Source organism: Streptomyces sp. ALI-76-A, assembly GCF_030287445.1.
Lineage (GTDB): Bacteria > Actinomycetota > Actinomycetes > Streptomycetales > Streptomycetaceae > Streptomyces.
Window position 1 is genome coordinate 2,416,630 of the sequence record NZ_JASVWB010000002.1, and the last position, 26,634, is coordinate 2,443,263.

A 26,634-nucleotide genomic window follows, 5' to 3' on the forward strand; every position below is an offset into this window, starting at 1 on the left:
GCTCCCCGTCCGTGACGGCGGTCGGCTGACTCCATGCGTGCCGATCGCGTCTACGCGTACGGCGCCGCCGCCGGGCTCCTCGGTGACCTGCTCCTCGGTGATCCTCACCGCGGGCACCCGGTCGCCGTGTTCGGGCGGGCCGCGGGCGCCGTGGAACGGGTGCTGTGGCGGGACCACCGGGGGTGGGGCGCGCTGCACGCCGTGGTGTGCGCCGGCGGCGCAGTCGCCCTCGGGGCCGTCGCCGCCCGTGCCGTACGTCCCTCCCCCACCGCCTCCCTCGCGCTGACCGGTGCCGCCACCTGGGCCGTCGTCGGGGGCACCTCGCTGGCGCGGGAGGCCCGGGCCGTCGGGCGGGCGCTGGAGGCGGGGGACGTCGAGGCCGCGCGGGCGCGGCTGCCGCATCTGTGCGGGCGGGATCCACAGGCCCTGGACGCCGACGGGATCGCGCGGGCAGTCGTGGAGTCGGTCGCCGAGAACACCTCCGACGCCGTGGTGGGGGCGCTCGTGTGGGGGGCCGTGGGCGGTGTGCCGGGGCTGGTCGGGTTCCGGGCGGTCAACACCCTCGACGCCATGGTCGGGCACCGGTCACCCAGGTACCGGCGCTACGGGTGGGCCTGCGCACGGCTCGACGACGTCGCCGGGTGGCCCGGCGCGCGGCTGACCGCCGTCCTCGCGGCGCTGGCCGGACCGGATCCGCGCGGTGCCGTGCGCGCCTGGCGGACGGACGCGGCACAGCATCCGAGCCCCAACGCCGGACCCGTCGAGGCCTCGTTCGCGGGGGCGCTCGGGGTGCGGCTGGGCGGCACGCTGTCGTACGGCGGCCGGGTCGAGCACCGGCCGGTGCTGAACACGGAGGGGCGGGCCGTGGTGACCGAGGACGTCGAGCGGGCCGTACGGCTCTCGCGGCGCGTGGGCCTGCTCGCGCTCGGGCTCACGGTCGCCGCACGACACGTGATGAAGGGGCGTGCCTCGTGAACGGTGGTCTCCTGGTCGCCGGTACCACCTCCGACGCCGGCAAGAGCGTCGTCACCGCCGGGATCTGCCGGTGGCTGCTGCGGCAGGGTGTCAAGGTCGCGCCCTTCAAGGCGCAGAACATGTCCCTCAACTCGTTCGTCACCCGGGAGGGCGCCGAGATCGGGCGGGCGCAGGCCATGCAGGCGCAGGCCTGCCGGGTCGAGCCGACCGCGCTGATGAATCCGGTGCTGCTCAAGCCGGGCGGCGAGCAGAGCAGCCAGGTGGTGCTCATGGGGAAGCCCGTGGGCGAGATGAGTGCGCGCGGCTATCACGGCGGGCGGCAGCAGCGGCTGCTCGGGACGGTGCTCGACTGTCTGGCCGAGTTGCGGGGCACGTATGACGCGGTGATCTGTGAGGGGGCGGGCAGTCCCGCCGAGATCAACCTGCGGCGGACGGACATCGTCAACATGGGGATCGCGCGCAACGCGCGGCTGCCGGTGCTGGTGGTGGGCGACATCGACCGCGGCGGGGTCTTCGCCTCCTTCTTCGGCACCGTCGCCCTGCTGTCCCCCGAGGACCAGGAACTCGTCGCCGGGTTCCTCGTCAACAAGTTCCGCGGGGACGTCTCCCTGCTGGAACCCGGGCTGGACATGCTGCACGGGCTCACCGGGCGGCACACCTACGGCGTCCTGCCCTTCCGGCACGGGCTCGGGATCGACGAGGAGGACGGGCTGCGGGTCTCCCTGCGCGGGACGGTCCGGGAGTCGAACGTCGCGCCGCCCGTCGGCGAGGACGTGCTGCGGGTCGCCGTCTGCGCGGTCCCGCTGATGTCCAACTTCACGGACGTGGACGCGCTGGCCGCCGAGCCGGGCGTCGTCGTGCGGTTCGTGGACCGGCCGGAGGAACTGGCCGACGCCGACCTCGTGGTGATCCCCGGAACCCGGGGCACCGTACGGGCGCTGGAGTGGCTGCGGGAGCGGGGGCTCGCGGCGGCTCTGCGGCGCAGGGCCGCGGAGGGGCGGCCGGTCCTCGGGCTCTGCGGCGGTTTCCAGCTGCTCGGCGAGCACATCGAGGACGAGGTCGAGAGCCGGCGCGGACACGTGTCCGGACTCGGCGTCCTGCCCGTGCGGGTCCGGTTCGCCCGCGAGAAGACCCTCACCCGGCCGGTCGGCGAGGCCCTCGGCGAACACGTCGAGGGGTACGAGATCCACCACGGAGTCGCCGAGGTCATGGGCGGGGAACCCTTCCTGGACGGCTGCCGGGTCGGGCAGACCTGGGGCACCCACTGGCACGGCTCGCTGGAGTCGGACGGTTTCCGGCGGGCGTTCCTGCGCGAGGTGGCGGCCGCCGCGGGCCGCCGTTTCGTGCCGGCCGCCGACACCTCGTTCGCCGCGCTGCGCGAGGAGCAGCTCGACCGGCTCGGCGACCTGATCGAACAGCACGCGGACACCGACGCGCTGTGGCGGCTCATCGAGTCCGGCGCGCCGCAAGGACTGCCTTTCATCCCACCGGGAGCGCCCGCATGAGCACAGTGTTGTTGTTGTCCACCGCCGACACGGACCTGCTGGCGGCCCGGGCCGCCTCCGGCGCCTCCTACCGGATCGGCAACCCGACCCGGGTGGACGTGGCGGAGGAACTTCCGGGGCTGGTCGACGGCGCGGACATCGCCGTCGTACGGCTGCTCGGCGGCAAGCGGGCCTGGGAGGACGGGCTCGCCGCCCTGCGGGCCTCGGGCGTCCCCACCGTCCTCCTCGGCGGGGAGACCGTGCCCGACGCGGAGCTGATGGCCGAGTCGTCGGTGCCCGCCGGTGTGGTGGCCGAGGCGCTGCGGTATCTCGTCGAGGGCGGCCCCGCCAACCTCACCGAGCTGGCGCGCTTCCTCTCCGACACCGTGCTGCTGACCGGTGAGGGGTTCGACGAGCCGCGGAAGATGCCCGAGTACGGCGTCCACGGGGAGCGTGTGCTCCAGGACGGCCGTCCGACCGTCGGCGTGCTCTTCTACCGCGCCCACCACCTCAGCGGCAACACCGCCTTCGTGGACACGCTGTGCGACGCGATCGAGGCCCGGGGCGCCAACGCGCTGCCCGTGTACTGCGGTTCGCTGCGCGGTGCCGATCCCGGGCTGTACGAGATCCTCGGCAAGGCCGACACCCTCATCGCCACCGTCCTCGCCGCCGGCGGCGCCCACGCCTCGCAGGCCTCGGCCGGCGGTGACGAGGAGGCCTGGGACATCGGGGCCCTCGCCGATCTCGACGTCCCCGTGCTGCAGGGCCTGTGCCTGACCTCGTCCCGGCAGGCCTGGGAGGAGTCCGACGCCGCCCTGTCCCCCATGGACGCGGCGATGCAGGTCGCCATCCCGGAGTTCGACGGGCGGCTGATCACCGTGCCGTTCTCCTTCAAGGAGGAGGGCCCGGACGAGGTCCCGGTGTACGTCGCCGACCCGGAACGGGCCGCGCGGGTCGCCGGCATCGCCGTACGGCACGCCCGGCTGCGGCACAAGCCGAACGCCGCGAAGAAGCTCGCGCTCGTCTTCACCGCCTACCCGACCAAGCACTCGCGCGTCGGCAACGCGGTCGGGCTGGACACGCCCGTCTCGGCGGTCCGGGTGCTGGACGCGCTGCGGGACGCCGGGTACGTCGTCGAGGGGCACCCCGACGACGGGGACGAGCTGATCCACCGGCTGATCAACGCCGGTGGCCACGACGTCGAATGGCTCACCGAGGAGCAGCTCGCCGCCGCGCCCGCGCGGGTGCCGCTCGCCGACTACCGGGCCTGGTTCGACCGCCTCGACGCGGGCCTGAGGGACGCCATGCTGGAGGCGTGGGGCGAGCCTCCGGGCAGCCTGTACGTGGACGGCGACGACATCGTGCTGGCCTCCCTCCAGTTCGGGAACGTCGTCGTCATGATCCAGCCGCCGCGCGGCTTCGGCGAGAACCCGATCGCGATCTACCACGACCCCGACATGCCGCCCTCGCACCACTACATGGCGGCGTACCGGTGGCTGGAGGCTGCGACATCAGAGGGCGGCTTCGGGGCCGACGCGATCGTCCACATGGGCAAGCACGGCACGATGGAGTGGCTGCCGGGCAAGGGACTGGGGCTGTCCAGGGGCTGCGCGCCGGACGCCGTCCTCGGTGAACTCCCGCTGGTCTACCCCTTCATCGTCAACGACCCGGGCGAGGGCACCCAGGCCAAGCGGCGCGGGCACGCCACCGTCGTCGACCACCTGGTGCCGCCGATGGCCCGCGCCGACACCTACGGCGACCTGGCCAAGCTGGAGCAGCTGCTCGACGAGTACGCGCTCGTCTCCGACCTGGACCCGACGAAGGCACCGGCGGTGCGGGCGCAGATCTGGACGCTGGTGAAGGCGGCGGAGCTCCACCACGACCTGCATGTCGAGGACCAGCCGGACGACGCGGCGTTCGACGAGTTCGTCATGCACATCGACGGCTATCTGTGCGAGATCAAGGACGTCCAGATCCGGGACGGCCTGCACATCCTCGGCGGCGGACCGGTCGGCGAGGCCCGGGTGAACCTGGTGCTGGCCGTGCTGCGCGCCTCGCAGGTGTGGGGCGGGCAGGCGAACGCCCTGCCGGGGCTGCGGGCCTGTCTCGCGACTCATTTCGGGCTCACCGAGAAGGAGTTGCTGGCCGAGCCCGGGGCGCCGGTCAAGGTCCCGGTGGAGCTGACGGACCTCGTCCAGGGCCCGGCCCGCTCGGCCGCCGACGCCATCGATCTGCTGGAGCAGCTGTGCCGGCGGTTCGCCGAGGGCATGGAGGCGCGCGGGTGGGCCGCCGCCGAGAGCGCACCTCTCGTGCGGGAGGTCATCGGCACCGGACTTCCCGACGCCGTCGCCGTACTGGAGTTCGCGTGCAACGAGGTCGTGCCGCGTCTGGAGAGGACCACCGACGAGATCGGGCACATCCTCAAGGCGCTGGACGGCGGTTACGTCCCGGCGGGGCCGTCCGGTTCGCCCACGCGCGGGCTGGTCAACGTGCTGCCGACCGGCCGCAACTTCTACTCCGTCGACCCCAAGGCGATCCCGTCCCGGCTGAGCTGGGAGGTCGGGCAGGCCCTCGCCGACTCGCTGGTGCAGCGCTACCTCCAGGACACCGGCGGGTATCCGGAGTCCGTCGGCCTGACGGTGTGGGGCACGTCCGCGATGCGCACCCAGGGCGACGACATCGCCGAGATCCTGGCGCTGCTGGGCTGCCGTCCGGTGTGGGACGACGCCTCGCGCCGGGTGACCGGCTTCGAGATCGTGCCCCCGGCCGAACTCGGGCGGCCCCGCATCGACGTCACGGTCCGCATCTCCGGCTTCTTCCGGGACGCGTTCCCGCACGTCGTCGCGCTGATCGACGACGCGGTGCGGGCGGTGGCCGAGCTGGCCGAGCCCGCCGACCAGAACTACGTGCGCGCGCACGCCGACGCGGACACCGCCGAGCACGGCGACCGGCGGCGCGCGACCGCCCGGATCTTCGGCTCCAAGCCGGGCGCGTACGGCGCCGGACTGCTGCCGCTGATCGACGCCCGCAACTGGCGCTCCGACGCCGACCTCGCCGAGGTGTACGCGGTGTGGGGCGGCTACGCCTACGGGCGCGGGCTGGACGGGCGGGCCGCGCGCGGCGACATGGAGACGGCGTTCAGGCGGATCGCGGTGGCCGCGAAGAACGTCGACACCCGCGAGCACGACCTCGTCGACGCCGACGACTACTTCCAGTACCACGGCGGCATGGTCGCCATGGTCCGGCACCTGACGGGCGCGAGCCCCGAGGCGTACGTGGGGGACTCGGCGACCCCGGACCAGGTGAAGACCCGCACGCTCGGCGAGGAGACCCACCGGGTCTTCCGGGCCCGGGTGGTCAACCCGCGCTGGATGGCGGCGATGCGGCGGCACGGCTACAAGGGCGCCTTCGAGATGGCGGCGACCGTGGACTACCTCTTCGGGTACGACGCCACGGCCGGGGTCGTGGACGACTGGATGTACGAGAAGCTCAGCGCCGAGTACGTCTTCGACCAGGAGAACCGGGACTTCATGAAGAAGTCCAACCCCTGGGCGCTGCGCGGCATCACGGAACGGCTCCTGGAGGCCGCCGAGCGCGGACTGTGGGCCGAGCCCGACGCGGACACCCTGGAACGGCTGCGGGCCACCTACCTGGAGCTGGAAGGCGACTTGGAGGGCGACGACAAGTGAGTACCCCGTTCCCGTTCACGGCCGTGGTCGGCCAGGACGACCTGCGGCTCGCGCTGCTGCTGAACGCCGTGTCCCCGGCGGTCGGCGGTGTGCTGGTGCGCGGTGAGAAGGGCACCGCCAAGTCGACGGCGGTACGGGCCCTTTCGGTGCTGCTGCCGGAGGTCGCCGTCGTCCCCGGCTGCCGTTTCTCGTGCGATCCCGCCGCGCCGGACCCGGCGTGCCCGGACGGGCCGCACGAGCCGGGGCCGGGGGTCGAACGGCCCGCGCGGATGGTCGAGTTGCCGGTCGGCGCCTCCGAGGACCGGCTCGTGGGCGCCCTGGACATCGAGCGGGCGCTCGCCGAGGGTGTGAAGGCCTTCGAGCCCGGCCTGCTCGCCGACGCGCACCGCGGGATCCTCTACGTCGACGAGGTCAACCTCCTCCACGACCACCTGGTCGACCTGCTGCTGGACGCGGCGGCCATGGGGGCGTCGTACGTGGAGCGCGAGGGTGTCTCCGTCCGGCACGCCGCGAAGTTCCTGCTGGTGGGGACCATGAACCCCGAAGAGGGCGAGCTGCGCCCGCAGTTGCTGGACCGGTTCGGGCTGACCGTGGAGGTCGCGGCCTCGCGGGAGCCCGACCAGCGGGTGGAGGTGGTCCGGCGGCGGCTCGCCCACGACGACGACCCGGCCGGCTTCGCCGCGCGGTGGGCCCACGAGGAGGGCGCCGTACGGGCGCGGATCGTGGCGGCGCGGGAGCTGCTGCCGTCGGTGCGGCTGGGCGACGGGGCGCTGCGGCAGATCGCGGCGACCTGCGCGGCGTTCGAGGTGGACGGCATGCGCGCCGACATCGTGATGGCGCGCACGGCGGTCGCGCTGGCCGCGTGGGCCGGGCGGACCGACGTGCTCGCCGAGGACGTCCGGCAGGCCGCGCTGCTCGCGCTGCCGCACCGCAGGCGTCGGAACCCCTTCGACGCGCCGGGGCTCGACGAGGACAAGCTCGACGAGACCCTGGAGGAGTTCGGGGAACCGGAGGACGACGATCCCGGTCCGGACGGGCCGGGCGGGGGCGGCGGACAGCCGCCGCGGGACGGGTCCGACGGGCCGCAGGACGGTGACACGGGTGGTGACACCGGTGCGCGGCCGGAGGCCGGGGAGGACGGCGAGCCGCAGCCGTCCGGCGCGGGCTCGGGTGAGCAGCAGCCCGCGCGGGCCGCCGAGCCCTTCCGTACCAAGGTGCTGAGCGTGCCCGGCCTCGGTGAAGGCGCCGCGGGGCGGCGGTCCCGGGCGCGGACCGAGCACGGGCGGACGACCGGGGCGCGCCGGCCCCGGGGAGCGCTGACCAAGCTGCACCTGGCGGCGACCGTGCAGGCCGCGGCGCCGCACCAGCGGGCGCGCGGGCGGTCGGGGCGCGGGCTGGTCGTGCGCCGGGACGATCTGCGGCAGGCGACCCGGGAGGGGCGCGAGGGCAACCTCGTGCTGTTCGTGGTCGACGCCTCGGGGTCCATGGCGGCCCGGCAGCGGATGAGTGCCGTGAAGGGTGCCGTGCTGTCGCTGCTGCTGGACGCGTATCAGCGGCGGGACAAGGTGGGGCTGGTGACCTTCCGGGGGTCGGCCGCCGATGTGGCGTTGCCGCCGACCTCGTCGGTGGACGCGGCGGCGGTGCGGCTGGAGTCGCTGCCGACGGGTGGGCGTACACCGTTGGCGGCGGGCCTGCTGCGGGCGCACGAGGTGCTGCGGGTGGAGCGGCTGCGGGATCCGGCGCGGCGGGCGCTGGTCGTGGTGGTGACCGACGGGCGGGCCACGGGTGGCCCGGAGCCGGTCGCGCTCGCCGGGCGGGCGGCGCGGCTGTTCGCGGCCGACGGGGTCGCTTCCGTGGTCGTGGACTGCGAGTCGGGGCCCGTGCGGCTGGGGCTGGCCGGGCAGCTCGCGGGTGAGCTGGGCGGTACGGCGGTGACGCTGGACGAGCTGCGGGCGGACTCGATCGCCGGGCTGGTCAGGGACGTGCAGGGCAACTCCGGGAGGGCCGCGTAATGCCGCAGGGACAGCCGAGTGTGGTGCCGGACGACGGTCTGACGACCCGTCAGCGCAGGAACCGGCCGCTGGTCGTGGTGCACACGGGCGTGGGCAAGGGCAAGTCGACCGCCGCGTTCGGGCTGGCGCTGCGGGCCTGGAACCAGGGCTGGCCGATCGGGGTGTTCCAGTTCGTCAAGTCGGCGAAGTGGAAGGTCGGCGAGGAGAACGCGCTGCGGGTGCTGGGGGCCAGTGGCGAAGGCGGGTCCGTCGCCTGGCACAAGATGGGCGAGGGGTGGTCCTGGGTGCAGCGGGACATCCAGGGTGACAACTCGACCAACGAGGAGAAGGCCCGGGAGGGCTGGGAGCAGGTCAAGCGGGACCTGGCCGCCGAGACCTACAAGCTGTACGTGCTGGACGAGTTCGCGTACCCGATGCACTGGGGCTGGATCGACACCGACGAGGTCGTCTCCGTGCTGCGGGATCGGCCCGGGACCCAGCATGTGGTGATCACCGGGCGCAACGCGCCGGAGAAGCTGGTGGAGTTCGCGGACCTCGTCACCGACATGTCCAAGGTCAAGCATCCGATGGACGCCGGCCAGAAGGGGCAGAGGGGCATCGAGTGGTGATGTCCTCCGTCCCCCGGCTGGTCGTCGCCGCGCCGTCCTCCGGCAGCGGCAAGACCACCGTGGCCACGGGGCTGATGGCCGCGTTCGCCGCGCGGGGGCTCGCCGTGTCCCCGCACAAGGTCGGGCCGGACTACATCGACCCCGGGTACCACGCGCTCGCCACCGGGCGGGTGGGGCGGAACCTCGACGCGTACCTGTGCGGGCCGGAGCTGATCGGGCCGCTGTTCCGGCACGGGGCGCGCGGGTGCGACATCGCGGTCGTCGAGGGCGTGATGGGGATGTACGACGGGGCCGCCGGGGAGGGCGAGCTGGCGTCCACCGCGCAGGTGGCGAAGTTGCTCGGCGCGCCGGTGGTGCTGGTCGTCGACGCCTCCTCGCAGTCGCGGTCCGTGGCGGCGCTGGTGCACGGGTTCGCGTCCTGGGATCCGGAGGTGCGGATCGGGGGCGTGATCCTGAACAAGGTCGGGTCGGACCGGCACGAGGAGCTGCTTCGCGAGGCGTTGGACTCGGCCGGGATGCCGGTGCTGGGGGTGCTGCGGCGGGCCCCGCAGGTGGAGACGCCGTCGCGGCATCTGGGGCTGGTGCCGGTCGCCGAGCGGCGGGCCTCCGCGGTGGAGGCGGTTGCCGCGATGGCGGAACAGGTGCGTGCGGGGTGCGATCTGGAGGCGTTGGCCGCGCTGGCGGGGAGCGCGGGTGCGTTGCCCTGTGCGGCCTGGGACGCGGCTGAGGTGCTGGGCTCCTCGCCCCCGCCGCCCCTGCCCGTCCCTCCCCCAGAGGGGGCACCCCCACTGGGGGCCGCGCCCCCGGACCCCCGATTTCGGCCCGACGGGCCTCGTCCTCAAGCGCCGGACGGGCTGAAGCGGGTTGCTGTCGCCGGTGGGGCGGCGTTCACGTTCTCCTATGCCGAGCATGCCGAGTTGCTGGCCGCCGCCGGTGCCGAGGTCGTCGTCTTCGATCCCCTGCGGGACGAGCGGTTGCCCGAGGGCACCGGCGGGCTGGTCGTCGGGGGCGGGTTCCCCGAGGTGTACGCCGCCGAGCTGTCGGCCAACGAGCCGCTGCGCGAGGCCATCGGTGAACTCGTCCGGGGCGGTGCCCCGGTGGCCGCCGAATGCGCCGGGCTGCTGTATCTGTGCCGTGAGCTGGACGGGCGGCCCATGTGCGGGGTGCTCGACGCCACCGCCCGGATGTCGGAGCGGCTCACCCTCGGATACCGGGACGCCGTGGCCGTGAGCGACAGTGTGCTCGCCGAGGCCGGGACGCGGATGCGGGGACACGAGTTCCATCGCACCGTGGTGGAGCCCGGGGTGGGGGAGGTCGCCGCCTGGGGCGTGCGCACCCCTCGGCGGCGGCTCGAAGGATTCGTACAGCGGGGTGTGCACGCGAGTTATCTGCACACGCACTGGGCGTCCGAGCCCGGTGTCGCCCGTCGGTTCGTGGAGAGGTGCGGGACGTCATGAGCAGCAGGCTGATCGGAGTCGGGGTCGGTCCCGGTGACCCGGAGCTGGTGACCGTCAAGGGCGTCAACGCCCTGCGCGCCGCCGACGTGGTCGTCGTACCCGTCATGGACACCGGCGAGCGGGGGCGGGCCGAGGCGACCGTCCTGCACTATGTGCCCCAGGAGAAGGTCCTGCGGGTCGTGTTCGCGCTCAACGAGCGCAGCGACCGGGGCCGGCGGGAGGCCGCGTGGGACGCGGCCGGCGAGCGGGTGGTCCAGTTGCTGGCGGCGCACGGCTGTGTCGCCTTCGCGACCATCGGCGACCCCAACGTCTACTCGACCTTCACCTATCTCGCGCAGACCATCACCGAGCTGGTGCCGGGGACGGTCGTTCAGACCGTGCCCGGGATCACCGCGATGCAGGACCTCGCGGCGCGCTCGGGGGCGGTGCTGACGGAGGGCACCGAGCCGCTGACGCTGGTGCCCGTGACCGCCGGGGCCGCCGTGCTCAAGGAGGCGCTGAACGGGCCCGGGACCGTCGTCGCCTACAAGTTCGGGCGGCAGGCGCGGGAGGTGGCCGAGGCGCTGCGGGAGACCGGGCGGCTCGACGACGCCGTGTGGGGGTCGGCGCTGGGACTGGAGTCCGAGTCGATCCGGCCGGCCGCCGACCTCGACGGCGCCGCCCTGCCCTACCTGTCGACGCTCATCGCGCCCCCGCGGCGCGACGGGGGGCGGGGCGGCAAGCTGTGAACGCCGTCCAGCCGCCGGCCGGCGGAATCAGGAACGCGCCGAGCGCGACGAGGACAGCCGTGTGCCCTTGCTGTCCGATCACCGCCCCTTCCCGCACATCCGACGGCCAAGCGCCGGCCGTCCGCGCAAGACCTTGAACAGACCGTGAAGAGAGGACCGTTTCCCATGGCCGATGCCCCCACCGGCAAGGTGACCTTCGTCGGTGCCGGCCCCGGTGCCGCCGACCTGCTGACGTTCCGTGCCGCGCGCGCCATCGCCGAGGCGGACGTCGTGATCTGGGCGGCCAGCCTGGTCCAGGCGGAGGTCCTGGAGCACGCGCGCGAGGACGCGGAGATCCTCGACTCGGCGACGATGTCGCTGGAGGACGTGGTGGCCGTGTACGAGCGGGCCCGGGCCGCGGGCCTGCGGGTGGCCCGGATCCACTCCGGCGACCCCGCGCTGTGGGGCGGCACCCAGGAGCAGCTCGACCGGTGCGCCCGGATCGGCATCGCCACCGAGGTGGTGCCGGGGGTCTCCGCCTTCTCCGCCGTGGCCGCGCTGGCCCAGCGGGAGCTGACCATCCCGGAGGTCGCGCAGTCGGTCGTGCTGACCCGGCTCGGCGGCGGCAAGACGCCGATGCCGCCCGGGGAGGAGGTGCGGGAGTTCGCCCGGCACGGCACCACCATGGCGATCTTCCTGTCGGCGGCCCGCAGCGGACAGCTCGTGCGGGAGCTGCTGGAGGGCGGCTATCCGACGGACACGCCGGTCGTCGTCGCCTACCAGGCGACCTGGCCGGAGGAGCTGGTCGTGAAGTGCACGATCGGCACGCTGGAGGAGACCGTCAAGGAGCACAAGCTCTGGAAGCACACCCTGTTCCTGGTCGGTCCGGCGCTCGACGCCGAGGGCACGCGCTCGCACCTCTACCACCCCGGCCACTTCCACGGGTACCGCAAGGCCGACCCGGAGGCCAGAAGGGCGCTGCGCTCCCGGGGCGCGAGCACGTGATCACGGTGGTCGGCGCCGGGACGGGGGCATCGCCGTCCCCGGACGTCCTCGCCGGGGCGGAGCTGGTCGTGGGCGGACGCCGGCACCTGGACGCCGTACGGCTGCCGGAGACGGCCGAGCGGATCGTGCTCGGGCCGCTGGCTCCCGCGCTGGACGCCATGGCGCAGTACGTCGGCACGGGCCGCCGGGTCGTCGTGCTCGCCTCGGGCGACCCCGGGTTCTTCGGGATCGTGCGGGCGCTGGCCGAGCGGTTCGGTGCCGGGCGGCTCGACGTCCGGGCCGGTGTCTCCTCCGTCGCCGCCGCCTTCGCGCGGGCCGGGCTGCCGTGGGACGACGCGGTGGTGGTGAGCGCGCACGGGCGTGAGCTGCGGACGGCGGTCAACGTGTGCCGGGCCCGGCCGAAGGTCGCCGTGCTGACCGGGCCGGGGTCCGGACCGGCCGAACTGGGCGCCGCGCTCGCCTCGGACGCGCGGGTCCTGGTGGTCGCCACCGCGCTGGGCTCGGCGGACGAGCGCGTGGAGCGGGTGACTCCGGCCGAGGCCGCGGCCCGGGACTGGGGGCCCGCGGTGAGCGTGGTGCTGTGCCTGGACGAGGCGCGGGCGCTCGGTGGAGTGCGGACGGTGGCCGGGGCGCCGCCCGGGCCCGCCGGATGGGCGCTGGACGAGGGGGACTTCGCCCACCGCGACTCGATGATCACCAAGTTCGAGGTCCGGGCGCTGGCGCTGGCCCGGCTCGGGCCGCGCCTGGGCGACCTGGTCTGGGACGTGGGCGCGGGCTCGGGTTCGGTGGCCGTGGAGTGCGCGCGGCTCGGCGCGGCCGTGACGGCGGTCGAGAAGACCCCTGACGGAGTCGGCCGGATCCGCGCCAACGCCGCCGCGCACGGGGTGGACGTCCGCGTGGTGCACGGGACGGCACCGGACGTGCTGTCCGGCCTGGACGACGATCCCGACGCGGTGTTCGTCGGCGGCGGGGGGCGCGAACTGCCCGCCGTCGTCACGGCGTGCGCGCGCCGGGCCCGGCGGACCGTCGTGGTCGCGATGGCCGCGCTCGACCGGGTGCCCGCCGCGCGCGCCGCCCTCACCGGCGCCGGGTTCGACTGCGACGGCGTCCTGCTCCAGTCCTCCCGGCTCGCGCCGCTGCCGGGAGACGTGACCCGGCTCGCGGCGACCAACCCCGTTTTCCTGCTGTGGGGCATGCGGCCCCCGGCACATCGTGAAGGAGTTGCCCAGTGATCGGCCTGATTTCCGCCACCTCGGCGGGCGCGGCCGCGCGGGACCGGCTGGCCGCCGCGTGGCCGGACCGGGTGCGCGTGTACGAGGGTCCCGTGGGGGACGCCGTACGAGCCGCGTTCGCGCAGTGCGAGCAGCTCGTGTGTTTCCTCGCCACCGGCGCGGTCGTACGACTGGTCGCCCCGCTGCTCGGTGACAAGGCGTCGGACCCGGGTGTGGTGTGCGTCGACGAGGGCGGGCGGTTCGCCGTGTCCCTGGTGGGCGGGCACGGCGGGGGCGCCAACGACCTCGCCGCCGCGGTCGGGGAGGTGCTCGGCGCGCAGCCCGTGGTGACGACGGCGACCGACGCGGTCGGGCTGCCGGGGCTGGACACGCTCGGGTTCCCGGTGGAGGGGGATGTCGCCGGGGTCTCGCGGGCCCTGCTCGACGGTGAGCCGGTGGCCCTGAGGGCGGAGGTGTCCTGGCCCCTGCCCCCGCTGCGGGTGGCCGACGCCGGGACGTACGCGATCCGCGTCACGGACCGGCTCGTCGAGGCGGCCGCGCACGAGGTGGTGCTCCGCCCGCCGTCCCTCGTCGTCGGCGTCGGCGCATCCCGGGGCGCCCCGGCCGAGGAGGTGCTGGAGCTGATCGGCGGCGCGCTGCGCGACGCCGGCCTCTCCCCCGCGTCCGTCGCCGAACTCGCCACCGTCGACGCCAAGGCGGACGAACCCGGGATCGTGCGGGCCGCGCGGCACCTCGGGGTGCCGCTGGTCACCCACTCCGCCGAGCAGCTGGCGGCGGTCGACGTGCCTCACCCCTCCGACGCGCCGCTGGCCGCCGTCGGCACCCCGTCCGTCGCCGAGGCCGCCGCGCTGCTGCGCGGAGGTGAACTCCTCGTCCCCAAGCGGAAGTCGCTGCGGGCGGACGGGCCCGCGAGGGCGACCTGTGCCGTCGTACGGCGTCCCGCGCGCGGGCGGCTCGCGGTGGTGGGGCTCGGGCCGGGCGCCCGGGACCTGGTCACCCCGCGGGCGAAGGAGGAACTGCGGCGCGCGTCCGTGCTCGTCGGGCTCGACCAGTACGTCGACCAGATCCGCGACCTGCTGCGGCCGGGCACCCGGATCCTGGAGTCGGGGCTCGGCGCCGAGGAGGAGCGGGCCCGGACGGCCGTCGAGGAGGCCCGCAAGGGCCAGGCCGTCGCGCTGATCGGCAGCGGGGACGCCGGCGTGTACGCCATGGCCTCCCCCGCGCTCGCCGAGGCCTCCGACGACATCGACGTGATCGGTGTGCCCGGGGTCACCGCCGCCCTCGCGGCCGCCGCGATCCTCGGCGCGCCGCTGGGCCACGACCACGTGTCGATCAGCCTGTCCGACCTGCACACGCCGTGGGAGGTCATCGAGCGGCGGGTGCGGGCGGCGGCCGAGGCGGACATCGTCGTGACGTTCTACAACCCGCGCAGCCGGGGCCGGGACTGGCAGCTGCCGAAGGCGCTCGCGATCCTCGCCGGGCACCGGGAGCCCGCCACCCCGGTCGGGATCGTACGGAACGCGTCCCGGCCCGACGAGTCCAGTCGCCTCACGACACTGGCCGCCCTCGACCCGGCGACGGTCGACATGATGACGGTCGTGACCGTCGGCAACACGGCGACCCGCGAGATCGCGGGGCGCATGGTGACCCCGCGCGGCTACCGCTGGCAGGAGGAGGCACGGTGAACCAGGGGAACCGGGTGAACGAGGCGCCCCGGGTCGTGCACCCGATCGAGCAGGAGTCCTTCCGGCGGCTGCGCGCCCGCCTGGACACCTCGCACTTCCCGCCGCTGACCCGCGCGGTCGTGGAGCGGGTCATCCACTCCGCGGCCGACCTGGAGTACGCGCACGACCTCGTCCTGGACGAGGGCGAGCTGGTGCGGGCGCACGCCGCGCTGCACGCCGGGGCGCCCGTCGTCGTGGACGTGGAGATGGTCGCCGCCGGCATCACCCGGCGCGAGACCGTGTGCCGGCTGCGGGACGCCCGGTCCGGTCCGGACCTGACCCGTTCGGCGCACGCGGTCCGGCTGGCGTACGAACAGGTGGGGCCCGGCGCCCTGTGGGTGATCGGCTGCGCGCCGACCGCCCTGGAGGAGCTGCTGACCCTGGACGCCTCCCCCGCGCTCGTCATCGGCCTGCCCGTCGGCTTCGTCGGCGCGGCCGAGTCCAAGGCCGCGCTGCGCGCGAGCGGGCTGCCCGCCGTGAGCAACGTGTCCGAGAAGGGCGGTTCGGCGGTCGCCGCCGCCGCGCTCAACGCCCTGCTGTACCACCCCGCTTCACTTCCCGAGGAGAAACAGTGACCACCCCGCCGCCCGCCCTGCTCATCGCCGGCCATGGAACCCGGGACGATGCCGGCGCCGAGGCGTTCCGCGACTTCGTACGGCAGCTGGGCGACCGTCACCCCGACCTGCCGGTCGCGGGCGGCTTCATCGAGCTGTCCCCGCCGCCGCTGGGCGACGCCGTGACCGAGCTGGTGGAGCGGGGGGTACGCCGGTTCGCCGCCGTCCCGCTGATGCTGGTGTCCGCCGGTCACGCCAAGGGCGACATCCCGGCCGCGCTGTCCCGCGAGAAGGAACGGCACCCCGGGATCTCGTACACCTACGGCCGTCCGCTGGGCCCGCACCCCGCGCTGCTGAACGTGCTGGAGCGGCGGCTGGACGAGGCGCTCGGCGGCACCGCGCGCACGCCCGCGGACCGGGCCGACGTGACCGTGCTGCTGGTCGGCCGCGGGTCCACCGACCCGGACGCGAACGCCGAGGTGCACAAGGCGGCGCGGCTGCTGTGGGAGGGACGCGGGTACGCGGGTGTGGAGACGGCGTTCGTGTCGCTGGCCGCGCCGGACGTGCCGAGCGGCCTGGACCGGTGTGTGCGGCTCGGGGCCCGCCGGATCGTGGTCCTGCCCTACTTCCTGTTCACCGGGATCCTGCCGGACCGGGTGCGGCACCAGACGGAGGGCTGGGCGGCGGCGCACCCGGACGTCGAGGTGCGGTCGGCCGACGTCATCGGTCCGGAGCCGGAGCTGCTGGACCTGGTGATGGAGCGCTACGAGGAGGCCGTCAAGGGCGACCTGCGGATGAACTGCGACTCGTGCGTCTACCGGATCGCGCTGCCCGGGTTCGAGGACAAGGTCGGCCTGCCCCAGCAGCCGCACTTCCACCCGGACGACGACGGTCACCACCACGGTCACCACCACGGAGGACACGCACACTCACATGCGCACTGAGGGACACGGCACTGAAGGGCACGGCGCGGAGGGGCACGACCTGCGGCACCACGGCGACGCCGAGGTGCGGGACGACGGTTCGGCGCTGGTCGACCTCGCCGTGAACGTGCGGGCGGACACGCCGCCCGCGTGGCTGCGGGAGCGGATCGCCGCGTCACTGACCGGTCTGGCCGCCTATCCCGACGGGCGGGCCGCGCGGGCCGCGGTGGCCGAACGGCACGGGCTCCCGGCGGAACGGGTGCTGCTGACGGCGGGGGCCGCCGAGGCGTTCGTGCTGCTCGCGCGCGCCCTGAAGGTCCGTCGGCCGGTCGTGGTGCACCCGCAGTTCACGGAGCCGGAGGCGGCCCTGCGGGACGCCGGTCACACGGTGGACCGGGTGCTGCTGCGGGCGGAGGACGGCTTCCGGCTGGATCCGGCGGCCGTCCCCGAGGACGCGGACCTGGTCGTGCTCGGCAACCCGACCAACCCCACGTCGGTGCTGCATCCGGCGGCCACGATCGCCCGGCTGGCCCGTCCGGGGCGGACGGTGGTGGTGGACGAGGCGTTCATGGACGCGGTGCCCGGCGAGCGGGAGGCGCTGGCCGGGCGGACGGACGTCCCCGGCCTGGTGGTCCTGCGCAGCCTGACCAAGACGTGGGGGCTGGCCGGGCTGCGGGTCGGTTACGTGCTGGCCGGCCCGGAGACGGTCGCGGACCTGGAACGGGCCCAGCCCCTGTGGCCGGTGTCCACCCCCGCCCTCGTGGCGGCACAGGAGTGCGTCTCGCCGCGGGCGCTGGCCGAGGCCGCCCGGGCGGCCCACCGCATCGCCGCCGACCGGGCCCGTCTCGTCGCGGGTCTGGAGGAGTTCGCCGCCGACGGGCTGCGGGTGGCCGGGCCCGCCGAGGGGCCCTTCGTCCTGGTCCGGCTGCCGAGGGCCGCGGCCGTCCGCCGGCACCTGCGTGACCTCGGGTTCGCGGTCCGGCGCGGGGACACGTTCCCGGGGCTGGGCGAGGAGTGGCTGCGGCTGGCGGTGCGGGACGGGGCGGTCGTCAACTCCTTCCTCCAGGCTCTGGACCGAGCGGTGACGTCGGCGCGTCGCTGAGCGGCGGCACCCGCTCCGAGGTGCCGTCCGGCTCTGGACCGAGCGGTGACGTCGGCGCGTCGCTGAGCGGCGGCACCCGCTCCGAGGTGCCGTCCGGGAAGCGGATCGTGACGGTTCCGTCGGTGTCGACCGACGCGCTCGCCGCCGTGCGCAGGAGGTGCGGGTCGGCGCACCCGGCCGGGTCGGCGCTGAGCACCACGAGGGTGACCAGCAGCGGCACGTCGGCGCCCCGTTCGAGGCAGGGCGTGGCCGAGTGGTGGCCGCCGCGTTGGCGTCGCGGGCCCGCACGACCGTGCCCTCGGCGTCGTCCCAGCCGTGCAGGGCGACGACCGCGCTGGTCAGGCCGTCCGCGCGGCGGGCCAGCGCCCAGCCGGGACCGGTCCGGGTCAGGGGCGGGGCGTCGTCGTCGGCCACCGCCCAGCCGCCCTCGCGGACCGCGGTCCCGAACGGCGGGCCGAGCCGGTGCACGCGCACCTCCCAGGGGCCCTGCACCACGCTCACCGTCTCGACGCGCCGCCCGCGCGTCCGGTGCCAGGAGGCGGCCCGGCGCCCCGAGGTGCTCAGCGGGCGGATGCGTCCGCGCGGGGACGGGGTGCCGTCGGGGGCGAGCAGGGCGAGGTGGTTGTCGGGGCCGGGACCGGCGTGCGGGGTGCGCGGTGTCTCGGGGGCCGTCGCGCTGGAGTAGGCGAACCGGGCGTAGTGCGGGCTGTCCTCGGCGGGCGCGGGCGGCGGCGGGAGCCGGTCGCTGCCGTGGTTGACGAGCCGTACGATCCCGTCGGCCGCGGTGGAGTGCAGGAGCCACCCGGGCGCCGGGAGGGCGAGGCGGACGTCGGCCGTGTCGACGGGGGCGGATTCCTCCGGTGCCGTAAAAACAGGTTGTCGCACGTCAGGACTGTGCGCCGTAGGCGGTTCCTGCGGTGAAAACGCTTCCCTCAGTGGGCCGGGGCGGTGACGGCCGCGGGGCGGGGGCCGCGCCTGCCTCAGCCGACGACCCGCCCGTTCAGCACGATGCGCCGGGGCGCCCCGAGGACCCGTACGTCCGCCCGCGGGTCCGTGTCGTACACCACCAGGTCGGCGGGGGCGCCCTCGTCCAGGCCCGGGCGGCCGAGCCACGCCCGGGCCGCCCAGGACGTCGCCGCGAGCGCCCGCACCGGGGGGATGCCGGCGGTGACCAGCTCCGCCACCTCGGCGGCCACCAGGCCGTGCGGCAGGGTGCCGCCGGCGTCGGTGCCGACGTACACCGGGATGCCGGCGTCGTAGGCGGCGCGGACGGTGTCGTAACGGCGCTCGTGCAGCCGGCGCATATGGGCCGACCAGCGGGGGAACCTGGACTCGCCGCCGTCGGCGAGCCGGGGGAAGGTGGCGATGTTGACGAGGGTCGGCACGATCGCGACCCGGTGCTCGGCGAACAGGGGGATCAGGTCCTCGGTCAGTCCCGTCGCGTGTTCGACGCAGTCGATGCCCGCCTCGACGAGGTCCCGCAGGGAGCTCTCGGCGAAGCAGTGGGCGGTGACGCGGGCCCCGAGGCGGTGCGCCTCGGCGATGGCCGCCTCGGCCGCGTCCCGGGGCCAGCTGGGGGCCAGATCGCCGAGGTCGCGGTCGATCCAGTCGCCGACCAGCTTCACCCAGCCGTCGCCGCGCCGGGCCTCCTGGGCGACGTACGCGACCAGGTCGTCCGGCTCGATCTCGTGGGCGTAGCCGCGGATGTAGCGGCGGGTGCGGGCGATGTGCCGGCCCGCGCGGATGATCTCGGGGAGGTCCGCGCGGTCGTCGGTCCAGCGGGTGTCGGAGGGCGACCCGGCGTCCCGGATCAGCAGGGTGCCCGCCTCGCGGTCGGTCAGCGCCTGCTTCTCCGCGGTGTCCCGGTCGACCGGGCCGTGCGGTCCGAGGCCCACATGGCAGTGGGCGTCGACGAGGCCGGGCAGTGCCCAGCCCCGCACGGTCCGCACGTCACGGGCGCCGCCGGGACGGTCGTAGGAGATCCGGCCGCCGACGACCCACAGCTCGTCGCGGATGTCGTCGGGGCCGGCCAGGACCCGGCCCTTCACATGCAGCACCGTGTGATCGCTCATGCACCGCACCCTAGCCAGCCGACGTCACCCCTCCCAGGGCGGTGGCCCTTCGAAGGCGAGCGGGAAGACGTCGAACAGCACCGCGGCCTCGACGCCGAGCGCGGGTCCGCCCTGCCGGGCCGCCCAGGTCAGGAACGGGCGCGGGGCGAAGGCCTGGCTCCCGAGGCCCTTGGTGTACTCGGCGTGGGCGGCCAGGGAGGCGATGCCCCGCTCCAGCGGTTCGCCCGTGACGTCGACGCCGTGGGTGGGCCGTTCGGCGCCGCCGAAGCACACGAAGCGGACCCCGCCCCAGGGTTCGAGGCCCTCGTCGGCGAGTTCCGGGAAGATCCACCGGTTGCCCGCGTCCCGGGCCGCGTCGAGCGCGGCGAGCCCCACCACGCGGTGGTCGGCCTGGTTGACCACACCGCCGACCATGCGCACGGTGAACGCGCCCGACACCAGGACCTCGGGCCGGTGCCGGCGGATCGCCCGCACGATGTCGCGGCGCAGGGCGGGCCCTGACTCGACGGCCCCGTCACGGTGACCGAGGAACTCCACGGTGTCCACGCCGACTTCGCGGGCTCCGGCCCGCTCCTCGGCCTCACGCAGCGGACCGGCCTCGTCGGGGTGCAGTCCGTCGATGCCCGCCTCACCGCGCGTCACCAGCAGGTACGTGACCCGCTTGCCCTGGGCCGTCCAGCGGGCGACGGCGGACGCCGCGCCGTACTCGATGTCGTCCGGATGAGCCGCCACGGCCAGGCAGCGTTCCCAGTCCTCGGGCAGCGGGGCCAGCGGGGCGCCGGCTCCGAAGCCGCCCGCGTCGTCGTGAGTCGTCATGTCCGCATGATGACGGTCGGAGGACTCCGGCCGGCAGAGGCGCGTCCGTCCTCTTCGGCGCCGCCCCCGTGCCGCCCGCGCCGCCGTCCACGGGTTTCCTCCCGGCCCGCCGCCGCGTCGCCTCAGTCCTTGCCGCCCACCTGCTCCGACGTCTCCTCCTCCACCTCGGCCATCGCGGGGTCGAGGAGGCGGGAGAGGAAGTGGCGGGTGCGTTCGTGCCGGGGGGCGCCGATGACCTGCGCGGGGGCGCCGTCCTCGACGACGAGTCCGCCGTCCATGAAGACGACCCGGTCGGCGACCTCACGGGCGAAGCTCATCTCGTGGGTGACGACCATCATCGTCATGCCCTCGTGGGCGAGCCTGCGCATCACCGCGAGGACGTCCCCGACCAGCTCGGGGTCGAGCGCCGAGGTCGGCTCGTCGAACAGCATCACCTCGGGGCCCATGGCGAGGGCCCGGGCGATGGCGACGCGCTGCTGCTGGCCGCCGGAGAGGGAGGCGGGATAGGCGTCCGCCTTCTCGGCGAGCCCCACCCGCTCCAGGTTCTCGGCGGCCACCTTCGCGGCCTCGGCCTTGCCCCGCCGCAGCACCCGCCGCTGCGGCAGGGTGAGGTTCTCGGTCACCGACAGGTGCGGGAAGAGGTTGAACTGCTGGAAGACCATGCCGATCCGGCGGCGTGCGGCGTCGATGTCGACGTCCGGGTCGGTGAGTTCGGTGCCGCCGACGAAGACCCGGCCCTTGGTGGGTTCCTCCAGGAGGTTCACGCACCGCAGCAGCGTCGACTTGCCGGAGCCGGACGGGCCGATCACACAGACGACCTCGCCCTGGCCGATCTCCAGGTCGATGCCGCGCAGGACCTCGTTGTCGCCGAAGGACTTGTGCAGGTCCTGGACGTGGATCTCCGGTCGGCTCATTTCACGGCCTCCTGGGCCTTCGCCTCCATGCGGCGCACGACGAAGCCGAGCGGGATCGTGACCAGCAGGTAGCACAGGCCCGCGACCAGGATCGGCGTGGAGTTGGCGGTCGTACTGGCCAGGTCGCGGCCGTACTTGGACAGTTCGCGCTCCTCCAGGGTGACGCCGAGGAACAGCACCAGCGAGGAGTCCTTGAACAGCAGCACCAACTCGTTGGTGAGCGGCGGGAGGATGATCCGGAACGCCTGCGGGATGATGATCGAGACCATCGCCCGGGCCGGCGAGAAGCCCAGCGAACGGGCCGCCTCCATCTGCCCCTTGGGCACGGCCTGGATGCCCGCGCGGATCGTCTCCGCCATGTAGGCGGCGGCGACCAGGCCGAGCGCGAGGGCCACCTTGCCGTAGGTGCCGCCGATGATCTCCGTGCCGGGGAAGGCGAGCGGGACGGCGACGCCGATGAAGATGAAGATCAGCAGGGCGGGCAGGCCGCGGAAGATCTCGATGTACACGCCGGCGAACCAGCGGTACGGGCCGACCGAGGACAGCCGCATCAACGCGATCAGCATGCCGAGCACGAGCCCGACGGCGAAGCCGGACAGCGTGTAGAGCACGGTGTTCTTCAGCGCCAGCGTGATGACGTCGGGGAACATCTGCTCGGCGATGTCCGCCTGCGCGAACTGGTTCTTCAGCCGTCCCCAGTCCGCCGAGACCGCGAACGCGATCACGGCGGCGACGAAGACGGCGTACTGGATGCCCTGCGAGAGCCGGCGCTTCTGGCGCCGGCTCAGGCCCTTCTTGCGGGGCTGGAGGGGTACGTCCGTGTCGGTCATGGGGTCAGGAGGCGGACGGCGAGGCGGCGGACTCGTCGTACGGGCCGATCCACTTCTCGTACAGCTCCTTGTACGTGCCGTCGGCCCTGGCGTCCGCGATGGCCTTGTTGACGGCGGCGAGCAGCTCGGTGTTGCCCTTCTTCACCGTGAAGCCGTACTGCTCCCCGGTGCTGAGGTTGTCGACGACCTCGAAGGCGTCCGCGTTGGCCTTGTTCTTCAGCCAGCCCTGGACCACCGGGTAGTCGATGACGACGGCCTTGACCTGACCGGAGCGCAGTCCGTTGAGGACGGCGTCGGAGGACTCGAAGGAGACCGGGTCGAAGCCCTCCTTCTTCGCGTAGTCCTCACCGGTGGTCTGGGCCTGGGCCCCGAGCTCGGCACCCTTGGACTTCACGTCGGCGAGGGAGCCGAGCCCGCTGTCCTTGTCGACCAGGACGGCCTGGGTGGCGTCGAAGTACGGGTCCGAGAAGTCGACGTTCTTCTTGCGCTCCTCGGTGATGGTCATGCCGGCCGCGGCCAGGTCGCACTCGCCGGCGTTGAGGAAGGCGCCGGTCTTGAAGTTCTCGAAGGGCGTGTCGAGGATCTCCTGCTTCACGTCCAGGTCCTTGGCGACTAGGTCGATCAGGGCGACGTCGAAGCCCTGCACCTTGCCGTCGATCTCCGACTGGAAGGGCGGGTACGGCAGGTGCGTGCAGGTGGTGAGCTGCCCGGCCTTGACCAGTTCGACGCCGCCGGCGGCGGTCTTCGATCCGCTGCCGCCGTCGTCGGTGGAGGTGCAGGCGGAGACGAGCATCAGCCCGGCCGTCGCGGTGATGGCGGCCAGGACGCGGGTCCGGCGCCCGAGGAGCGTGTTCACGGCGGGCCTTCCTGTGGGAGAACGAAGAGGTTCTGATTATAAGGATGGGTTTGAGTGTCTCAAACCAAACCCATGGTCACGTGGCCGTCCGGCCTAGGAGTCATCGGTCCGGGGGGATCCCGGATCACCGGCCGAAGGCCCGAAGAGGACGGGAACGCGCCGGTTACCCTCGACTCGTCTACCCCGCGAGTGAAGAGAGCACCGCCGTGACCCACCCGTTTCTGGATCTCGCCCCGTTGACCGCGGCGCGCTTCGCGTCCATCGAGGACCGTGTGGCGCGGCTCCTGGGCACCGAGCAGGACGTCGTGATCATGCAGGGCGAGGCACTGCTGCCGCTGGAGGGCGCGATCCGCTCCACCGCCGGTCCGGGCACGACGGCACTGAACGTGATCACCGGCCCGTACGGGCAGACCTTCGGGGACTGGCTGCGGGACTGCGGCGCCACGGTGATCGACCTGGCGGTGCCCTTCCACACCGCGGTCACCGCCGGGCAGGTCCGGGAGGCCTTCGCCGAGCACCCGGCGATCGACTTCGTGTCCCTGGTGCACGCGGAGGCGGCGACCGGGAACACCAACCCGGTCGCGGAGATCGGCGAGGTGGTGCGGGCGCACGGGGCCCTCTTCTACCTGGACGCGGTGGCGTCGATCGGTGCCGAGCCGGTGCTGCCGGACGCGTGGGGGGTGGACCTGTGCGTGATCGGGGCGCAGAAGGCGATGGGCGGGCCGGCCGGGGTGTCCGCGGTGTCGGTGAGCGAGCGGGCGTGGGCGCGGATGGCGGCGAATCCGGGGGCACCGCGCCGGTCGTACCTCTCACTGCTGGACTGGAAGCAGCGGTGGCTGGACGGCGGCCGCACCACGCTCCCGCACGCGCCGGCCCAGCTGGAGATGCTGGCGCTGGAGGCCTGCGTCGAACGGATCGAGGCGGACGGCCCGGACGCCGTGATGGCCCGGCACCGGCGCGCCGCCGGGGCGACCCGGGCGGGGGCGCGGGCCCTGGGCGGTGGTCTGGAGCCGTACGTGTACGAGGACGCCGAGGCGGCGCCGGTCGCCACGACGCTGCGGGCACCGTCGGGCGTCCTCGCCTCGGACCTGGTGGGCCGCGCCCTGCGGGCCGACCCGGGGGTACCGCTGGCCGCGGGCGGGGGCGCGCTGGCCAAGGAGATGATCCGGGTCAACCACTACGGGGCGGACGCGACGCGGACGGCGGTGCGGGCGAGCCTTTCCGCGCTGGGCGCCGCGCTGGCCTCGGCCGGGCGGCGAGTGGATGTGGAGGGCGCGCTGCGGGCCGCGGAGGGCGTGTGGCGGTGAGCGGGTCACAGGGGGGTGACGGTGAGCGGGTCACGGGGGCGGGTCCAGGGTCCGCCGGGGTCCGGGGTCCTCGGCGCGGGCGAGCGCGGCCGGTCCGACCGCTCCCTCGGCTGGACGACGCGCAGGCACGCGGACCTCTTGCGAGAACGGGTCGACGGAGTGACCGGCGCGTAATTCCAGGTTAATTCCGAGCCAATTACGGAACTCATTCGAAGTGAGATTCCCGTGATCTTCTGCCCGCTCCCCCCCGCCCTAAACGCAAAGATTCCGCGAACAACAACCGGGGTAATTCGGGTAGATCTCGTGGTGGTTACACGGTTGTGACGCGTTACACAACCTGCCCTAATTGCCCCTAATTTCCAGGACGAATCGGTCAATACGGGTCAGGTCTAGTGCGTCCTTACGCGCCTGCGTAATAACACAGACGAGCCGCGCACGTAACCCCGACCGGCGATGCATTTTTCTATTTCGCTGGGTAAATTCGATTTGCATGACCGCCGCACATACAGACCTGCACAAACTGCACATCGACCGTCCGTCGGTGGCGGACGGCGCCGCGCTGTGGCGGATGGCCCGGGACTCGAAGGTCCTCGACCTGAACTCGTCCTACAGCTATCTGCTGTGGTGCCGTGACTTCGCCGCCACATCGGCCGTCGCCCGCGACGAGCACGGCGAGCCGGTCGGCTTCGTCACCGGGTACGTCCGCCCGGACCGTCCGGACACCCTGCTCGTGTGGCAGGTGGCCGTGGACGAGTCCCACCGCGGGCGCGGGCTCGCGGCCGCCCTGCTGGACGGACTGGTCGCGCGGACCGCCGCCGAGCGCGGGCCGACCGTCGTCGAGACCACCATCACGCCGGGCAACACCGCCTCCGAGCGCCTGTTCACGTCGTTCGCCGAGCGCCACGGCGCCCGGCTGGAGCGCGAGGTGCTGTTCGACGCGGGCCTGTTCCCCGACGGCCCGCACGATCCCGAGGTGCTGTACCGCATCGGCCCCCTGTCCCTCACTCCCTCCGCCTGACCCCCACGCAACGAGGAGCCATTCGTCGTGACCATCACCCAGCCCGACCTCAGCGTCTTCGAGACCGTCGAGTCCGAGGTGCGCAGCTACTGCCGCGGCTGGCCCGCCGTCTTCGACCGTGCGCGCGGCAGCCGCATGTACGACGAGGACGGCCACGAGTACCTCGACTTCTTCGCCGGCGCCGGGTCACTGAACTACGGCCACAACAACCCCGTCCTCAAACGGGCCCTCATCGACTACCTGGAGCGGGACGGCGTCACGCACGGGCTCGACATGTCGACCACCGCCAAGCGGGCCTTCCTGGAGTCCTTCCAGAACCTGGTGCTCCGCCCGCGTGACCTGCCGTACAAGGTCATGTTCCCGGGTCCGACGGGCACCAACGCCGTGGAGTCCGCGCTGAAGCTGGCGCGGAAGGTGAAGGGGCGCGAGGCGATCGTGTCGTTCACCAACGCCTTCCACGGCATGTCCCTGGGCTCGCTCGCCGTGACCGGCAACGCCTTCAAGCGGGCCGGCGCGGGCATCCCGCTCGTCCACGGGACGCCGATGCCGTTCGACAACTACTTCGAGGGCAAGATCCCGGACTTCCTGTGGTTCGAGCGGCTGCTGGAGGACCAGGGCTCCGGGCTCAACAAGCCCGCCGCGGTGATCGTGGAGACCGTGCAGGGCGAGGGCGGCATCAACGTCGCGCGCCCGGAGTGGCTGCGCGCGCTCGCCGACCTGTGCGAGCGGCAGGACATGCTGCTCATCGTCGACGACATCCAGATGGGCTGCGGGCGCACCGGTGCCTTCTTCTCCTTCGAGGAGGCCGGGATCACCCCCGACATCGTCACCGTCTCCAAGTCCATCAGCGGCTACGGCCTGCCCATGTCGCTGTGCCTGTTCAAGCCCGAACTGGACATCTGGGAGCCGGGCGAGCACAACGGCACCTTCCGCGGCAACAACCCCGCCTTCGTCACGGCCACCGCCACCCTGGAGGCGTACTGGGCGGACGGGTCCGCGATGGAGAAGCAGACCCGCACCAAGGGCGAGCAGGTCGAGCAGGCCTTCATCTCCATCACCGAGGAGAACCTCGCCGACGTGAAGGAGTACCGGGGCCGCGGCCTGGTGTGGGGCATGGAGTTCCACGACAAGGAGCGCGCGGGACGCATCGCCAAGCGCGCCTTCGAACTCGGCCTGCTCATCGAGACCTCGGGCCCGGAGAGCGAGGTCGTGAAACTGCTTCCGGCGCTCACCATCACGCCGGAGGAACTGGACGCCGGGCTGAGCATCCTCGCCCGGGCCGTCCGCGAGACCGTCTGACGCCGGCAGACGCCCGACCGCACCGGCACATCCACCTAGGAGGCATCGCA

Annotated in this window: 22 protein-coding genes; 16 read left to right on the forward strand and 6 right to left on the reverse strand. The window is 73.8% G+C overall.

The window, feature by feature from the left end:
• Positions 1 to 33 precede the first annotated feature (33 nt).
• The 13 genes from QQS16_RS11850 (at position 34) to cobC (ending at position 17,472) form a co-directional block, all read left to right on the forward strand.
• Positions 34 to 975 (forward strand): cobalamin biosynthesis protein, encoded by a 942-nt coding sequence (locus tag QQS16_RS11850; RefSeq protein ID WP_286061592.1) that lies wholly within the window; start codon positions 34 to 36, stop codon positions 973 to 975.
• Positions 972 to 2,480 carry a cobyric acid synthase gene (locus QQS16_RS11855; protein WP_286061593.1) on the forward strand — a complete coding sequence of 503 codons (1,509 nt, stop codon included), beginning with the start codon at positions 972 to 974 and terminating at the stop codon, positions 2,478 to 2,480. The genes QQS16_RS11850 and QQS16_RS11855 overlap by 4 nt, the downstream gene beginning before the upstream one ends.
• On the forward strand, positions 2,477 to 6,148 hold the full coding sequence (cobN, locus tag QQS16_RS11860) for a cobaltochelatase subunit CobN (protein WP_286061594.1): 3,672 nt from the start codon (positions 2,477 to 2,479) through the stop codon (positions 6,146 to 6,148). Before QQS16_RS11855 ends, cobN begins: the two co-directional genes overlap by 4 nt.
• Positions 6,145 to 8,160 carry a putative cobaltochelatase gene (locus tag QQS16_RS11865; RefSeq protein WP_286061595.1) on the forward strand — a complete coding sequence of 672 codons (2,016 nt, stop codon included), beginning with the start codon at positions 6,145 to 6,147 and terminating at the stop codon, positions 8,158 to 8,160. Before cobN ends, QQS16_RS11865 begins: the two co-directional genes overlap by 4 nt.
• Positions 8,160 to 8,768 (forward strand): cob(I)yrinic acid a,c-diamide adenosyltransferase, encoded by a 609-nt coding sequence (gene cobO, locus QQS16_RS11870; RefSeq protein WP_286061596.1) that lies wholly within the window; start codon positions 8,160 to 8,162, stop codon positions 8,766 to 8,768. Before QQS16_RS11865 ends, cobO begins: the two co-directional genes overlap by 1 nt.
• On the forward strand, positions 8,768 to 10,225 hold the full coding sequence (locus QQS16_RS11875) for a cobyrinic acid a,c-diamide synthase CobB (protein WP_286061597.1): 1,458 nt from the start codon (positions 8,768 to 8,770) through the stop codon (positions 10,223 to 10,225). Before cobO ends, QQS16_RS11875 begins: the two co-directional genes overlap by 1 nt.
• Complete coding sequence (gene cobI / locus QQS16_RS11880) at positions 10,222 to 10,953, forward strand: precorrin-2 C(20)-methyltransferase (RefSeq protein ID WP_286061598.1); 732 nt, start codon at positions 10,222 to 10,224, stop codon at positions 10,951 to 10,953. The genes QQS16_RS11875 and cobI overlap by 4 nt, the downstream gene beginning before the upstream one ends.
• Before the next feature lie 165 nt (positions 10,954 to 11,118).
• Positions 11,119 to 11,937, forward strand: coding sequence for a precorrin-4 C(11)-methyltransferase (gene cobM, locus QQS16_RS11885; protein WP_286061599.1), 819 nt, complete (start codon positions 11,119 to 11,121; stop codon positions 11,935 to 11,937).
• Positions 11,934 to 13,169 carry a precorrin-6y C5,15-methyltransferase (decarboxylating) subunit CbiE gene (gene cbiE / locus QQS16_RS11890; protein WP_286061600.1) on the forward strand — a complete coding sequence of 412 codons (1,236 nt, stop codon included), beginning with the start codon at positions 11,934 to 11,936 and terminating at the stop codon, positions 13,167 to 13,169. The genes cobM and cbiE overlap by 4 nt, the downstream gene beginning before the upstream one ends.
• Complete coding sequence (cobJ, locus tag QQS16_RS11895) at positions 13,166 to 14,854, forward strand: precorrin-3B C(17)-methyltransferase (protein ID WP_286061601.1); 1,689 nt, start codon at positions 13,166 to 13,168, stop codon at positions 14,852 to 14,854. The genes cbiE and cobJ overlap by 4 nt, the downstream gene beginning before the upstream one ends.
• Positions 14,851 to 15,468, forward strand: coding sequence for a precorrin-8X methylmutase (locus QQS16_RS11900; protein WP_286061602.1), 618 nt, complete (start codon positions 14,851 to 14,853; stop codon positions 15,466 to 15,468). Before cobJ ends, QQS16_RS11900 begins: the two co-directional genes overlap by 4 nt.
• A complete protein-coding gene (locus tag QQS16_RS11905; RefSeq protein WP_286061603.1) occupies positions 15,465 to 16,391 on the forward strand; it encodes a sirohydrochlorin chelatase in 927 nt (308 codons plus the stop codon). The genes QQS16_RS11900 and QQS16_RS11905 overlap by 4 nt, the downstream gene beginning before the upstream one ends.
• A complete protein-coding gene (gene cobC / locus QQS16_RS11910; RefSeq protein WP_286061604.1) occupies positions 16,381 to 17,472 on the forward strand; it encodes an Rv2231c family histidinol phosphate aminotransferase CobC in 1,092 nt (363 codons plus the stop codon). Before QQS16_RS11905 ends, cobC begins: the two co-directional genes overlap by 11 nt.
• Here cobC and QQS16_RS43515 read toward each other — a convergent pair.
• The 6 genes from QQS16_RS43515 to QQS16_RS11940 form a co-directional block, all read right to left on the reverse strand.
• A complete protein-coding gene (locus tag QQS16_RS43515; protein WP_353479668.1) occupies positions 17,420 to 17,692 on the reverse strand; it encodes a MiiA motif-containing surface protein in 273 nt (90 codons plus the stop codon). The genes cobC and QQS16_RS43515 overlap by 53 nt on opposite strands.
• 760 nt (positions 17,693 to 18,452) lie before the next feature.
• On the reverse strand, positions 18,453 to 19,544 hold the full coding sequence (locus tag QQS16_RS11920) for an amidohydrolase family protein (RefSeq protein WP_286061605.1): 1,092 nt from the start codon (positions 19,542 to 19,544) through the stop codon (positions 18,453 to 18,455).
• Between the two features lie 24 nt (positions 19,545 to 19,568).
• On the reverse strand, positions 19,569 to 20,360 hold the full coding sequence (locus QQS16_RS11925) for a PIG-L deacetylase family protein (RefSeq protein WP_286061606.1): 792 nt from the start codon (positions 20,358 to 20,360) through the stop codon (positions 19,569 to 19,571).
• Positions 20,361 to 20,482: 122 nt separating this feature from the next.
• Positions 20,483 to 21,274, reverse strand: coding sequence for an amino acid ABC transporter ATP-binding protein (locus tag QQS16_RS11930; RefSeq protein ID WP_286061607.1), 792 nt, complete (start codon positions 21,272 to 21,274; stop codon positions 20,483 to 20,485).
• The gene (locus QQS16_RS11935) at positions 21,271 to 22,104 is read right to left on the reverse strand and encodes an amino acid ABC transporter permease (protein ID WP_286061608.1); all 834 of its coding nucleotides are present in this window, start codon (positions 22,102 to 22,104) and stop codon (positions 21,271 to 21,273) included. Before QQS16_RS11935 ends, QQS16_RS11930 begins: the two co-directional genes overlap by 4 nt.
• 4 nt (positions 22,105 to 22,108) lie before the next feature.
• Positions 22,109 to 22,960: a transporter substrate-binding domain-containing protein gene (locus QQS16_RS11940; RefSeq protein WP_286061609.1), complete on the reverse strand. Its 852-nt coding sequence runs from the start codon at positions 22,958 to 22,960 to the stop codon at positions 22,109 to 22,111.
• Between the two features lie 206 nt (positions 22,961 to 23,166).
• Here QQS16_RS11940 and QQS16_RS11945 point away from each other — a divergent pair, with 206 nt between their 5' ends.
• The 3 genes from QQS16_RS11945 to ectB all read left to right on the forward strand — a co-directional run bounded on the left by QQS16_RS11945 (position 23,167) and on the right by ectB (position 26,584).
• Positions 23,167 to 24,267 carry a pyridoxal-phosphate-dependent aminotransferase family protein gene (locus tag QQS16_RS11945; protein WP_286061610.1) on the forward strand — a complete coding sequence of 367 codons (1,101 nt, stop codon included), beginning with the start codon at positions 23,167 to 23,169 and terminating at the stop codon, positions 24,265 to 24,267.
• A gap of 490 nt (positions 24,268 to 24,757) precedes the next feature.
• A complete protein-coding gene (ectA, locus tag QQS16_RS11950; protein WP_286061611.1) occupies positions 24,758 to 25,285 on the forward strand; it encodes a diaminobutyrate acetyltransferase in 528 nt (175 codons plus the stop codon).
• Between the two features lie 27 nt (positions 25,286 to 25,312).
• Complete coding sequence (gene ectB / locus QQS16_RS11955; protein WP_286061612.1) at positions 25,313 to 26,584, forward strand: diaminobutyrate--2-oxoglutarate transaminase; 1,272 nt, start codon at positions 25,313 to 25,315, stop codon at positions 26,582 to 26,584.
• Positions 26,585 to 26,634: the final 50 nt, after the last annotated feature.